This window comes from Nitrospirota bacterium, from assembly GCA_026387665.1.
GTDB lineage: Bacteria > Nitrospirota > Nitrospiria > Nitrospirales > Nitrospiraceae > Palsa-1315.
Genome location: JAPLLG010000005.1, coordinates 115,600 through 128,420, shown reverse-complemented (window position 1 = coordinate 128,420; position 12,821 = coordinate 115,600). Strand labels below are relative to the sequence as shown.

Below are 12,821 nucleotides of genomic sequence, written 5' to 3'. Positions count from 1 at the left end.
CGCGCGCAAAGTACCTGGCGGCTTTTTTTAAAATGTCGCGCTCCTCCGTGACCCGCGCCAATTCTTGCTTGAGGCGGGTCAGCTCTGCGGCCGGTTCCGCTTGTCGACCGGACCCTGGGAAGGCCCCACCATGGGCGGCGACGTCTTTCTGCCATTTGTAGAGCCGATTGCGGGGAATGCCGAGTTCGCGGGCGATCTCGGCGGCCGGGCGTTGGCCGGCGTTGAGCAGTTGGACTGCCTGTCGTTTAAACTCGGGCGTGAACCGTCGTCGTTCTGCCATATCACACCTCCGTGGGGGCGTATCGTGCCCCCTTTTGAGGTGTCCGTCAAACCCGGGCTAGTTCAGTATGCCCCATTCGTCTCCCTAACGGTGGCGAAACGGTATCATGCAGGATATTTTTGTCGATCCCCTCGTTAGAGGGGATCACGTAAATACGTGTAATTTATTTAGCTCAGTGTCGTTTGCTCTGCAGTGTGGGGGGTGGTGCCGAAAACTGTTTGATGTAGGCCTGCTCGGTGGCTTGATTTTGGAGAAGCATTACGGTCGGCTCTGTGGTATCAGTTTCTCCAATGCTTCCCTTAATTCCACAGGGTTGGCGCCCCTTGCTCGAAGAAGAGAGGCGTAAGTCCTACTATCGTGAGCTCGATGCCTTTCTTGAAAAAGAGCTTGCTGATGGGCAGGTGATCCTGCCGGCTCGCGATGATATCTTTACTGCGTTAGCCTCCACGCCCTATGACTCGGTCCGAGTCCTGCTCGTCGGCCAGGATCCCTATCCGACTCCTGGCCATGCCCATGGGCTCTGTTTCTCTGTGCAGCCGAATGTTCGGCCGTTGCCCCAATCACTCCGAAATGTCTTTCGGGAGCTCCATGACGATGTGGGGTGTCGGATTCCCAACAATGGATATCTGGAGCCTTGGGCGAAGCAGGGAGTCCTCTTGCTCAATACGGTCCTCACGGTCCGGGCTGGCCAGGCCAATTCGCATCAGGGACATGGATGGGAGCTATTCACCGATCGCATTATTGAGCTAGTGGCCGCGAAGCAGACGCGGGTGGTCTTTGTTCTCTGGGGACGTCAGGCTCAGAAGAAGCGGGCCTTGATTACGCAGTCGCAGCATGCCGTGGTTGCAACGGCTCATCCCTCTCCTTTGTCAGTCAGGAAATTTTATGGGTGCCGGTGTTTCTCGCAGATCAATCGCGACCTTGCCGAGGCGGGGATGGCTCCGATTGACTGGCAGATTCCAGATGTCTAATGGGGGCGTGAAATGTGAGACGTGAAACGTAAAACGAGTGGCATCCGCAGATCTGCGGCCTTGCGGGACGGCATTTTTGAGCATCCTGTAGGAGTGTTTCTTTCTTTTGTCTTCCTCTCAATCCTTTGTTTCATGCGACAGGGGTGAATAATTATTGATCCATGATATCAATCTGTTACGGACTATTCCTGTCTCGCTTCCGTTGACTCATGGCTCTGCGCCCTGTAAGGTGAGGTACGACGTATTGAGCCACGCCGACTGTCCCATCTCTCGCACTGCACTCCATCCACGTTTCTGTGCGTCTGATTCTCCGGTCTCCGCCGCTGCTACGCCAGAGTGCCCAGTGTTTGCCGCATATGTTGTGGCCCGCTATTGTTGTCTCCTAGAGGCAAGGTAGTTGGAGCCATGAGATGCGCGCATGGGGCATTCCACATTTACGGCTGTCAGTACAATCATGTCTGAAAGGAGTGCCAGATGAATCAAGAACAATTCAGCGCATTTTGGACCCAACTGAAGGCACCACTCAAAGCGAAGTGGGAGAAGATTACGGATGCGGATCTTCTGGAGATCCAGGGGAACCTGGTCACGTTCACTGCCGTGCTGGCGAAGCGATATGGCGCAACCCAGAGTGGCGAGGTCAACACCTGGGCCAACCGACGCTACTCCCATTGGGCAGGGAACTATACTAGCGCGTACGCAGACCCGGTGAAGAAAGTAGCTTGACGAATCGCCCTGGTTGATCGCACAGAGAGAGGGTGCCTGATACGCAGGCCTATTCATCAAGATCGCAACATCGAAAACCCTGACGAGGGAGAGGAAAGGATCGGTTTATGAAAAAGATTGTGATCAATAAGAGCTACGATAAGTTTTCGGTGAGTCACCAGGCATTTCTACGATTGCGTGAGCTGGGCCAGCCGGACGCGCTCAAGGAAACGGATCCAGGAGCCTACTGGCCAGAGGCGGCGACGCCGAGAGAACCGAGCCTCAATCAGTGTGGAAAACTGATCCCGCGCGATGACCTGAAGTTGGTCCAAGTCGTGGAGGAACTCGGTGCGGCTGCGAATGGCCATGGCGCAGAGTTGCGGGTGGTCGAGATCCCGGACGATGTCCAGTGGGAAATTACCGCCGAGGGTGGGATAGAGCACGTCAGCGAAGTCCACCTGACCTGGGCGTAACAGCCTGAGATCGAGCGCCTGCCTGCATGGTGGTGATGACCAGTGCGGGTGGGCACCTCGTGCTGACGGTTTCTGCTCACGGTGAATTGAGCGTTTCGTGAAGATCCGATAAGCGAATGATGGATTCGATCCGTCGCGAGTAAGGATCAGAACGGTTCGAGTTGAGACCTGCCGAGTGAGACTTTCCAGCTGAATTCAGCCAGGACTACTGCGAGTGACTCCACAATAGGTTGCTAGGCCTTCTCAGGCAGGCGCCCCTGCGCGACGTCCTGTGACCCATCCAGCAGCAACTTTGCTCGTTGAAACGCGTTGGTTCTGGCTTCCCATTCCGTATTGTAGCCCTTCGACGAATCTTGACCATGAAGGCCTCCATCGAGATGGCTGGACCCAGGAATCGTAAACTTGCACAGCCATTTGCCGTTTTTGATCTGGTTGGTGACCAAGATCACTTTCTGGCCTTTTGAGTAGCAAGTTTCTGTCATGGGTGCTCCGACTCAAGCTAGCTCTAACAGGATGTCGAAACCGTATAGGTGCTGATGTCGCTTGGCGCGAGGTTCCCAGTTTCGTAGGCCTCGCGCCGATTCGCTAGGACAGCTTGATAAAGCGATCTGCTGCCAACACGCTCTGTAGCGACTGTGTGACCGCGCGGCGATAGGGCGCCTTCTGTCGCAACATAATGACGAGTTCTTCATCGTCGATCAGAATCGATAAGTCGTCCTCGGTCACGAGCTGCCGATCCGGCGCCCCGATATTCATGCGGTATTGGGTCTTCCCATCAGGATTTCTGTTGGGGCCGGTGACGATCTCGGTGAGCCCATCGATAAATCCGATATGTCCTTCATGCCGGTGCTTGACCTTCGTGCCATCAGGGATGCGGACCCAGGAGGACTTGGTTGTTCCTGTCTGTACGGGCTTCACGGTATTCATGGTCATGGTCTCTCCCTGTAATCCGATACGGAGTGAAGAATATCTGCCGGGTCTGTATCGCCTGCCTCGCCATGACGGAGAGGCGGCAGCGTCTTTCTTTGTAAAAGCCTCAATCAAGAACGAGATGAGTCAGCGCACTCTTGCCGGATAAACAATGGAAACGTGACGCACGATCGCCTAAGGGCATTGCTGTCACGAAAGGAACCATGAGGGAATGCATAGTATTTCTGGTTCAGCATATGGTCAATATCGTACCACAGGCACCTCCGCCATAGCGAACAGGGCGGCGACCCCCCTGGTTGGCCATTTTTGTCCTATGTGGCTGGTTGGGGATCGGTCGTTCCGGCCTTCGCCAGGCAACAGTGCTTATATTTTTTGCCGCTGCCGCAGGGGCAGGGTGCATTGCGGCCGATCCCTTGGCGGCGTCGTGGCATCAACGGGAGCAGCGATCCTGTGTCTTGGTGAAACAGGTCCCGGAGCATGGCGTACAAGACGGGATCCCGACGTTTCAAGAGCTCGGGGGAGGTAAAGAAATACTCCGCCAATACTGCGAAGAATTCATGTTCGTTTGTATAGGCATAGGAACTGACGTGGGCGCGATACTTCAGGGGACGGGCCAGTTCCCTGGCCACATACCGCACCCATTGTCGGACGACTATCCAGGGTACTTCCGGCGGGAGCCCGTACTCACTCGCTTCCTTCTCGACCAGGTGCGCAAACTCATGGACCCCCACATTCTGCTTGCCTGATTGATGGGCGAATCCAGCCAGGAGGGCCGGTTTTGACAGAATCATCACTCCGCTCAAATGGTGTAGGCCTACCATGCCGAGAATGTTCTCATCGGATCCTCCACGGCTTTGATAGGCGTCGTCGAACGCATCAGGGTAGATGAGTACCTCGTGGAGCCGATGGTATTCCCAATCGTGGAACCCGAAGATGGGGATGGCCGCACTCGCCGCCACCAGCACCCGAATGGTCTCATCCACCTCCGTGCGAATGCCCGTGATCCGGACCTCGTCGAGAAAGATCTGCACCAGTTGCCGGAACCGCGCCTTCCCCACATGATCAAGCGCCGCGAAGAATGCGACGTGTGTGCGAAGAATCTGTTCCCAGTTGTCAGGAAACGGCTGCTGTACGATCGTCATTCGCCGGAGGCATCGCTGCCGTACCCCCCAGTAACTGAGCGGACTGAGCCCCAGCAGGAGCCAGAGAGGGGGGAAGAGCCAGCCTAGCAAGCCGGCTGCCCAGGCGACTAGCCCGGCAGCTACAAGGGCCTGCCGTTGATTCCGGCTATTGGCTTCCGATGTGACAATCATCGTCGCGCGCTCCAGTGTCAAGATCCTGTCCGAGCCGGAATTCTACTCCGGATGAGCATGTTCTGGCGATGAGTCCTTTCCAGCGGGGGGAGGGACATCATCTATTTTTGTCTGGCAAGGATGCTATGATCGCTGTTGCGTGGCAGGCTAAATATTCATCCATACTGTTGAGAGGGGATCATGGCCATGAATCTAACGTGTCGTATCATCGGCATCTCTTTGGGCATCGTCTTGTGTGCTGGGGCCGGCTTTGCTGCAGAACCGGCGGAGGTGGAAAAGTTCGTGAAGGCCCGCATTGAGATTGGCGAGATGATGACGAATTACTTTCAGGGTGGCGAGCGGTTCAAGGAAGGGCAGAGGCCGTCGCCTGAGCAGATGCGTGAAATGGGCGCGGATATCAACGCGAAGCTCGGCAAACTCTTGGGGCAGTATGATCTGACGGTCGAGGACTACAGAAAGCGGAGTCCAGAGGTCTTCGCCGATGAGGCGGCGGTCAAGCGCTATCTCAACGAGCATCAAGACTTAAAGGCACGGTACGATGCGCTCCCCATGGATCGGATGGGACGAGGTGCCAGCGGGCGGGGGTACTAGTCGTTCTCCCTTTGCGTACGTGGCGGGACGAGCGAGACTGGCCGTTCGTTCTTGGGGTTTTTCATATGGAGCGTTAACGGGGGCGCTGCGATGAAACAGGGTTATCGATTGATCATTGTCGATAAAGATGGTGTGTTGGTCTCTGAGTTTCAACTGACAGAGAACGCGTTAGCGCAGCCGGATAGATTTGTCGCGGGGATTCAGTCCGCGATTGAGCAGGTCGAAGAGGAGGAGTCGTGAGTCGGGCTCTGTTTGGGCCGGCAACTGATTCACGTTGCGATTGACGCTGACGGGTTTGATGGACTGGCGTTACGGTGCACGCCCCATCCATTATATTGGAGAACGGGATGATCATCACAGATGCGGAATCGGCTGATATCTCCACTCCCACAGGGCCCATGCGGACGTATCTATTTCGGCCGGTGGCTGAGGGGCGGTATCCTGGTCTGGTGTTGTTTTCGGAGATTTTCCAGGTGACGGGGCCCATCCGGCGCGCCGCAGCGCTGCTCGCGAGCCATGGATTTGTGGTGGCGGTTCCTGAAATTTACCACGAACTGGAGCCGGCCGGCACGGTGCTGGCCTATGATGAAGCCGGAGCTGCGCGCGGCAATCGGCACAAGACCACGAAGGTGCTGGCGAACTACGACAGCGACGCGCGCGCGGCGCTGGATTTTCTCCGGTCCCTACCCTCTTGCACCGGTAAGCTGGGCGTCATGGGAATCTGCATCGGGGGCCATTTGGCGTTTCGCGCAGCGATGCAGCCTGATGTGCTGGCCGCCGCCTGTTTCTACGCGACGGATATCCATAAGCGAGGCCTGGGCGAGGGGATGCATGACAACAGTCTGGACCGGATCGGCGAGATCATGGGCGAGTTGCTGATGATCTGGGGGAGGCAGGACCCTCACGTCCCACGCGAGGGACGTGCGCTGATCTACAAAGCGTTGGGTGATGCTGGCGCGCATTTCCAGTGGCATGAGTTCAATGCGGCGCACGCCTTTCTTCGCGACGAAGGCCCCCGCTACGATCCGGCTGTGGCGCGGATCTGTTACGACATGGTGGTGGAATTGTTTCGCCGCAAATTGGGAGAAGGCGACCGGCGCGTTGCGGCCACGTCCACTGAGGCCACACATTAGCGTGGCCGTTCCCTGTCTTCCATTAATTAATACCGCTTGACCGGGCTCTTGACGGCGTCTAGCATAGAGGTGTGCTGTGTTGAGCCTCGCTGACTGCTCTATCCCTCGCGCCTCCGACTTTTCCCTGCGCGTTTGATTCCCCAGTCTCCGCCGCTCCTGTGCCGGAGTGTTTCTACAGTGCTGCGATGAATTCGTGGGTGTGATCACCGGGATCTGGCCGAGCCGGTTCCTGGCGGTCACTGGAGTTCGCGGAGATACGCGGATTCCTCTCGATAGCCCCCAACTGATGAAGGAGTGATACGGTGACACCAGAAGAACAAATTGCGAAGATGAAGAAAGCGATCACTCAGGCCTTGAAGGTGATGGGGGATCGCTTTGGGTCGACGGAAGCCGACGTGGCGAGGGCGATGGATGAGCTGAAGGCGTCCATGCAGGCAGCCCCAGCCGCAACGGCTCAGCCTCCTCAGGCTCAGGCTGCTGTGGCCGTTGGGGCGTAGGGTCCGTACGAACGAGTGAGCCGCACGATCATGGTTGTGAGTGATTGACTCGCCGGCGTTTGCGCCATCACGGTGCGGGCGACGGGCGAATCCTCTTCCATCAATCGCTGCTGATAACGTGCGCTAGGGGGTAGGTGCCGCTGTGGCGGCCCATACTTACCAAGAAAGAGGACTGCCATCATGCCGGACGATGCCAACAACAAGAAGGTTCATTCTGTAGCCAAGCCGGTCGGTGCAGCGTCACGAAAATCAGCCGATGCCGACCTCACATGCAGTGAGTCGCAGCTTGAGGATCTCTTTGCTGAGGGCGAGTCCAGCAAGCCGATGAGCAAGAGCGACAAGGGCCTTCATCCGAAACGCCAGCCGAAACATTAGCGGTAAGCGGCCGTGGGTGAGGTGCGCCGGTTTTTCTGCCCAGCCGCATGACGCTGATCCCCCTCTCTGCGGACCCCGGAAGCACCATGCAAAGTGTTCCAGTCGAAGCTGCGGGCCTTGCGTCATCCGCGTCCAGGATGCTGGTGAATCTTGGCCTGGTGGCGGTGGCGGCGATATCGATGCCACGACAGGGAGACCGACATGACTGACCACAGGACTGCTGTGAAGCCTCGCTGGCCTCTTCCCTCCCACGACTATTGGTCCACCCCCTTCGCTGAATCGTTGCTGCAACATCTGGATATTTCCCCTGGCGCGTCCATCCTCGATATCGCCTCAGGCCACGGGATTCCGGCCTTCTATCTGGCAGAGCAGGTGGGGCCAACGGGACAGGTTCTGGCTCTTGATCTCAGCCGGCGGCAGGTCGAGCGCGCGCGAGCGATCCAGGGAGACGCGCTTCCCTGGCTGCGGTTCGAATGTCTGGATATGCGGGCCTTGCCTTCGCATCTGCCCTGTTTTGATCGCATCACCGGCAACCTCTCGGTGATGTTTTTCCGTCCCAACCGTTTTGAAGTCATCCAAGGATTGCTGGCGCATCTCAAGCCCGGAGGCCAACTGGTGCTGACGTTCCCTTCGCTCGGCACGTTCGATTCCCTGTGGCGTCGGATCGATCAGGAAATGGCTGTGCGTGGTCTCCTTGCGGAGCGCCGCAAGCTAGAAGCCTATCTTGCTGAACGACCGTCAGCAGCAGAGGCGCGGGGGTGGCTGGAGCGGCTTCATCTTGGCCGCATTGCCGTCACCGAGTCTCCGTTGGAGGTAGCGTCTGGCGCCGGTCCTGTGTTTCTCCACCACCCATTGCTCCGGGGCGGTTTTCTGGATGATGCCTATGAATGTTTCGGGGATCAGGGGTTGGCGGATGAGGTCATGACGAAGGTATCGCAAGATATGGGGAGCTTTGCGCCGTTGATGGCACAGCGCTGTGTCATGTCCGGATGGAAGATCTAGCCTGATGCAGGGAAACCCCTCACAGCGCCGTTCTCGGTTCGTCGGAATCCTCGGTCCATCCCAGAGGGCAGGTCTCCGGATTTGACTCGCCTGCGGCCTTGCTGGGTGCCTTATTGAGCATCCTGCTGGAAGGCCATTCTGTTGTGCTGAAAGGGCTTTGGCTCAGCCTGCTAGGGTACTTGCCTTGGAATCTAGACAATTCCATGAAGTACTCACGCCGTTGCCTATAGCGTGTGAGGCATCGAGTGCCCACGTTGAGAAGGGTACTTGTTATGTTTGTATGAGTGTGACCGCTAGACGGGATTTCGTTCGTTGTGACGAATTGAATAGGGGGAGCTGGGCTATAACAAAAAGGGGCGCTTCGGATGAAGCGCCCCTTCTGCAGCTTGTGCTGGTTAGCGCTTCGTTAGAAGCGGCTGCGACCGCCGCGATCGCCACCGCCACCACCGCCACCGCTACCAAAACGACCACCGCCACCGCCGCCGCCGCCGGTGCGGGGCTCTTGGGGCTTGGCTTCATTGACAGTCAGGGGACGGCCGTCCATCTGGGAGCCGTTCAATGCCGCAATCGCGGCCTTGGCTTCTTCCTGTGTGGCCATCTCGACGAAGCCGAAGCCTCGTGATTGCCCGGTGAACTTATCCGTGATCACACGCGCAGACTCGACGGTGCCATGCGCGGCAAAGAGGGTGGTGAGCTGTGATTCAGTTGCCGCATAGGGCAACCCGCCGACATAAAGTTTTGAACCCATGGGGGTTCCTCCTTCTGAAATTGATATTGTCTGCGACTCGAGAACGAATACACGAGGGGAAGGAACGGGCCGAAGACGCGAACAATGGAGCGGCTTGGGTCGAACTTCCGATCAGATTCTCGGCAACAACAATATCGGTGATGGGCCGTTCTATTTGCTGTTTCATGCGAGGCCCGCCGCATGAGACAACAGCATACTAACAGAGGTGTCTATGAAAAGCTATAGCCCCTGGTCATGCTGAATTGTAGGGGTCTAGTAGGGCAGGGTGAGAGTCGGCTGGTTGAAGATCGAAAGCTGGCGCTGGAGTATTTACTCGTCCGCTCTAGACATCTGCATTGCCGGTGGGGCCGGGGCCGTGCCAGATCAGGTAGGGGGGCTTTTTCATCGTCTCAGCTGAGCGGGGGTAGAGGCGTTGGGCGTAGTTGTAGGCGTCTTCTTGCGCCACCAGGCAGGTGGCTGCGTCCAGGTGGTTGGAGACGACGCGGAAGGCCCCTCGGTCATCGGCTTCGATAGTTGCCATATAGAGGGCGCAGGAAAAGCTTCCTTCTTTTGAGCAGGCGGTGCTGATCAAGAGGTGTGATCCGTCGGGAAAGGTCATGATCGGGTCGAGGTTCGTGCGGCCCATAGCTAGTTCTTCTCCGTGACGTGTGTAGGGTTCGCAGGCTGATTGTTCGATGTTCTATCAGGCAGGCTGGTTCGCGTAGGGCGTCACATAGAGCCTGAGGAGGTGGCCCTCCCATTCGGTGCCTTCAAGAGCGCTCACGGCGCTTACGGCCTGTTCGCCGGATCCCATTTCGACGAATCCGTATCCGGCTGACTTGCCCGTATGTTTGAACCGGACGACGTAGGCTCTGGCAACCAGGCCATAGGAGGCGAAGAGCCCGCGTAGCTCACAGTCCGAAACCTTGTCCGGGAGCCCTCCCACGTATAGAACCCGCTTCCCCATCAGCTTCCCTTCGTGACCTGTTAGTTCGTCCGAGCGAGCGGGTCTTCGACATACGAGCCGGTCCGCAGCGATGTCGCAAGCCCCAGTGAGGCGAGCCCGAGGATGAGCCATTTCGAGGGATCGAAGTGGTACCAGTTGGGACCGTTTCGGAAGTCGGTCGGATACATGTGATGGTAGTTATGGTACCCCTCGCCAAATGTCACGAGGGAGACCAGCCAGCTATCCCGGCTGGAGTCGGAGGTGCCGTGCGGTTGTCGTCCCCACAGGTGGCAGACGGAGTTGATGCAGAACGTCGAATTCAGCACGGCAAATGTGCGGCCCAGGCCGGCAAGGAGAAAGCAGCCGACTCCACCCATGAGGCCGTTGTGAAGAAAGCCGATGAGGAACGTGCCTGCCAGTCCTGAGAGGACCAGGAGGGGGTAATGTTGATGTTGCCAGATCGCAACGGGGTCGTTTGCGACGCGCGTCGCATATTTGGGATCGGCGTATTTGTCAGGGGTGAATAGCCATCCGCAGTGGCTATGCCAGAATCCCAGCTGCGCATTGTAGGGGTCCTTCTCCTCGTCGCAATGCGCGTGGTGGCGTAGATGGTCGGAGGCCCATTTGATGGCGGAGTTTTGCAGGGCCCAGGCGCCTGCGATCAGGAGCGCACCCTTGACCCAGTTGGGACAATCGAAGCTGCGATGGGCCATTAGTCGATGGTAGCCGACGGTAATACCCAGCCCGCTGACGACGTAGAGCAGCCCAAAGAGCGACCAGTCTAGCCAGGTATAGTGATAGAGATATCCATACAGCGGGACCCCGATCATGGCACCCATGGCAATGGCGCAAAAGAGGATGATGGTCCAGATCTTGTTGTAGCGTCGGCTGATCGCGATTGGCATGCCGGTCGGGGTGAGGGCGATCGTCGGTGAGCGAGGAGTCGTACGTTGTGGGGGCGTCTGATTCATAGGGCCTCGTAATCCCGGAGGAGGTTCGTATTGTGGCCGTAGTCGCCATTATACGCTGCATGTCGATTTGATCAAGGTCTGCACTGTTGCGCCGGATGTGCCGCTCGTGAGACCGGACAAGGTCCTGCGCGGGATAGCCTGCGCAGCTTGGCGCTTGCCCCGAGAGGCCTCTGTGCCGAGCAGGGCGGAAACTAGAGCATCGGTCGCGCAGGATCTAGAGGGAGGGAAGCGAGGCGCGAGGGATAGAATAGCGACCGGCCTTCATCCGCCCTCACCATAGCATAGTTTCGTTGGGATAGCGAAGCTACGCGTCTTTTATGGCCGCATCTGGTCCAGATCACAATCACAACTGAGAGTGTTTTTGCTTAAGTGCATCGAGCGGCGCTCTTTTTTCATGAAAGTTGACGCCAGGGGAGGCATGCTGTACGATGATTTTTACATCGTAGTCGCAGTAGTCCGGCGGCGCGGCTGTATACACCATAACGGACTTCGCGATCGCATCGCGACCAGGTCCTATTGGAGTGGATGCCTTCCTGGTTTCTCTCCCCTCGGCTCTCTGATCCCGTCTTAATGCGATCACACTGAAAGGATAGTGCAGTGGATACCTCTGTTCACACGAGTTTTCACACCCTTGGTTTGTCTGAGCCGCTGTTGCGGGATTTGACGGCAGCGGGTTTACTGGTTCCGACTCCCATTCAAGCGCAGGCCATTCCCCCAGCTCTTGAGGGCCGGGACGTCATTGGTTGCGCGCAAACCGGCACCGGGAAGACCGCGGCGTTTGTGGTGCCCATGATCGAACGGCTGTCGGCCCTGCCGAAAGGGCATCCGCAGGCGTTGATTCTTGCGCCGACCCGGGAATTGGCCTTGCAGATTTTCGATTCGATCGAGAAGCTGGGCCGGAGCCACAATATCTCCGCGACGGTCATTGTCGGGGGGAGCGATATGCAGGCGCAGATCAGGGGGTTGCGTCAGCGGCCCGACATCCTGGTCGCCACGCCGGGGCGCTTGCTGGACCATATGTGGAACGGGACGGTCAATATGCTTCCCATCAAGATTCTGGTGCTGGACGAAGCTGACCGTATGCTCGATATGGGCTTTGCGCCACAGATCAATCAGATCCTTGACGCCTTGCCGCTGGAGCGACAGACGTTGCTTTTTTCTGCCACCCTTCCGACCGATGTGACCCGTTTGGTTCAGGCGAGCTTGAAGGATGCGGTTCGTGTGATGGTGACGCCTCATTCGACGACGGCGGAAGGTGTCACGCAGGCGGTGCACTATACGACGTTCCATGAAAAGACGAATCTATTGGTGTCGTTGCTGGGGGTGGAGCGAGGAACGGTTCTCGTGTTCGCTCGGACCAAGAGCCGGGTCGATCGACTCGGTCAGACGTTGGAGCAGGCCGGTCACCGCGTTGCGGTCATCCACGGCGATCGAACGTTGCCGCAGCGCCTCCGCGCGCTCGACGGATTTAAGCGCGGGCAAGTGAGGATTCTCGTCGCAACGGACGTCGCAGCCCGCGGAATTGACGTGGCGAATATCGGCCATGTGGTGAATTACGACTTGCCGAACTCTCCGGAGGACTATATCCATCGTATTGGACGGACAGCCCGGATGAAGATGACCGGGCGAGCCACCAGTTTCGTGACGGCTGAGGATCATGATCAGCTGCGTGCGATCGAGACCCTGTTGGGGCATGCTGTGCCGTTGGCAGAGGGAAGCCCGTGCCCCGGTGATCGTTCCCCTTCGAGGGGAGGGGCTGATCGTTCCAGGGGCGATCGTCAGCGGTGGGGCCGTCCAGGCGAGGACCGACGCCAGCAACAGTCTGGCCCCGCCGTGCCTGAGGGAGCGTAGGCTTCTCAGGCGAGAGGGGTGCCAGGACTCAGGTGTCTGATGCCGACGATTGAAAATGA

The 12,821-nt window shown here is 57.9% G+C and carries 18 protein-coding genes; 10 read left to right on the top strand and 8 right to left on the bottom strand.

Annotation, left to right across the window (positions count from 1 at the left end; translation table 11 throughout):
* On the bottom strand, positions 1-280 hold a 280-nt coding region (locus tag NT179_03895; protein MCX5721159.1), incomplete at its 3' end, for a transposase.
* Positions 281-570: 290 nt separating this feature from the next.
* Between NT179_03895 and NT179_03890 the strand changes: the two genes are divergently transcribed.
* From NT179_03890 to NT179_03880, 3 genes are all read left to right on the top strand, one after another.
* Positions 571-1,251, top strand: a complete 681-nt coding sequence (locus tag NT179_03890; protein ID MCX5721158.1) for a uracil-DNA glycosylase — start codon at positions 571-573, stop codon at positions 1,249-1,251.
* A gap of 474 nt (positions 1,252-1,725) precedes the next feature.
* Positions 1,726-1,974 carry a CsbD family protein gene (locus NT179_03885; GenBank protein ID MCX5721157.1) on the top strand — a complete coding sequence of 83 codons (249 nt, stop codon included), beginning with the start codon at positions 1,726-1,728 and terminating at the stop codon, positions 1,972-1,974.
* Positions 1,975-2,081: 107 nt separating this feature from the next.
* On the top strand, positions 2,082-2,426 hold the full coding sequence (locus tag NT179_03880; protein MCX5721156.1) for a hypothetical protein: 345 nt from the start codon (positions 2,082-2,084) through the stop codon (positions 2,424-2,426).
* A gap of 233 nt (positions 2,427-2,659) precedes the next feature.
* Here the strand turns inward: NT179_03880 and NT179_03875 are convergent, their stop codons facing one another.
* The 3 genes from NT179_03875 to NT179_03865 form a co-directional block, all read right to left on the bottom strand.
* Positions 2,660-2,908, bottom strand: coding sequence for a hypothetical protein (locus NT179_03875; GenBank protein ID MCX5721155.1), 249 nt, complete (start codon positions 2,906-2,908; stop codon positions 2,660-2,662).
* A 103-nt stretch (positions 2,909-3,011) separates the two neighbouring features.
* On the bottom strand, positions 3,012-3,359 hold the full coding sequence (locus NT179_03870) for a hypothetical protein (GenBank protein MCX5721154.1): 348 nt from the start codon (positions 3,357-3,359) through the stop codon (positions 3,012-3,014).
* A 308-nt stretch (positions 3,360-3,667) separates the two neighbouring features.
* The gene (locus NT179_03865; GenBank protein ID MCX5721153.1) at positions 3,668-4,669 is read right to left on the bottom strand and encodes a zinc-dependent peptidase; all 1,002 of its coding nucleotides are present in this window, start codon (positions 4,667-4,669) and stop codon (positions 3,668-3,670) included.
* A gap of 186 nt (positions 4,670-4,855) precedes the next feature.
* On the opposite strand from NT179_03865, the gene NT179_03860 reads away from it, so the two are divergent.
* The 6 genes from NT179_03860 to NT179_03835 all read left to right on the top strand — a co-directional run bounded on the left by NT179_03860 (position 4,856) and on the right by NT179_03835 (position 8,267).
* On the top strand, positions 4,856-5,260 hold the full coding sequence (locus NT179_03860; GenBank protein ID MCX5721152.1) for a hypothetical protein: 405 nt from the start codon (positions 4,856-4,858) through the stop codon (positions 5,258-5,260).
* A gap of 90 nt (positions 5,261-5,350) precedes the next feature.
* A complete protein-coding gene (locus NT179_03855; GenBank protein MCX5721151.1) occupies positions 5,351-5,500 on the top strand; it encodes a hypothetical protein in 150 nt (49 codons plus the stop codon).
* A gap of 107 nt (positions 5,501-5,607) precedes the next feature.
* A complete protein-coding gene (locus NT179_03850) occupies positions 5,608-6,393 on the top strand; it encodes a dienelactone hydrolase family protein (GenBank protein ID MCX5721150.1) in 786 nt (261 codons plus the stop codon).
* A 302-nt stretch (positions 6,394-6,695) separates the two neighbouring features.
* Positions 6,696-6,890, top strand: coding sequence for a hypothetical protein (locus NT179_03845; protein MCX5721149.1), 195 nt, complete (start codon positions 6,696-6,698; stop codon positions 6,888-6,890).
* A 180-nt stretch (positions 6,891-7,070) separates the two neighbouring features.
* Positions 7,071-7,265 carry a hypothetical protein gene (locus NT179_03840; protein ID MCX5721148.1) on the top strand — a complete coding sequence of 65 codons (195 nt, stop codon included), beginning with the start codon at positions 7,071-7,073 and terminating at the stop codon, positions 7,263-7,265.
* A gap of 201 nt (positions 7,266-7,466) precedes the next feature.
* On the top strand, positions 7,467-8,267 hold the full coding sequence (locus NT179_03835; GenBank protein ID MCX5721147.1) for a class I SAM-dependent methyltransferase: 801 nt from the start codon (positions 7,467-7,469) through the stop codon (positions 8,265-8,267).
* A 406-nt stretch (positions 8,268-8,673) separates the two neighbouring features.
* On the opposite strand, the gene NT179_03830 is transcribed toward NT179_03835, so the two are convergent.
* The 4 genes from NT179_03830 to NT179_03815 form a co-directional block, all read right to left on the bottom strand.
* A complete protein-coding gene (locus NT179_03830; protein ID MCX5721146.1) occupies positions 8,674-9,015 on the bottom strand; it encodes an RNA-binding protein in 342 nt (113 codons plus the stop codon).
* Positions 9,016-9,337: 322 nt separating this feature from the next.
* A complete protein-coding gene (locus NT179_03825) occupies positions 9,338-9,640 on the bottom strand; it encodes a hypothetical protein (GenBank protein ID MCX5721145.1) in 303 nt (100 codons plus the stop codon).
* Between the two features lie 57 nt (positions 9,641-9,697).
* Positions 9,698-9,961, bottom strand: coding sequence for an RNA-binding protein (locus NT179_03820; GenBank protein ID MCX5721144.1), 264 nt, complete (start codon positions 9,959-9,961; stop codon positions 9,698-9,700).
* 20 nt (positions 9,962-9,981) lie between these two features.
* Complete coding sequence (locus NT179_03815; protein ID MCX5721143.1) at positions 9,982-10,911, bottom strand: acyl-CoA desaturase; 930 nt, start codon at positions 10,909-10,911, stop codon at positions 9,982-9,984.
* Positions 10,912-11,508: 597 nt separating this feature from the next.
* On the opposite strand from NT179_03815, the gene NT179_03810 reads away from it, so the two are divergent.
* Complete coding sequence (locus NT179_03810) at positions 11,509-12,762, top strand: DEAD/DEAH box helicase (GenBank protein MCX5721142.1); 1,254 nt, start codon at positions 11,509-11,511, stop codon at positions 12,760-12,762.
* Positions 12,763-12,821 lie beyond the last annotated feature (59 nt).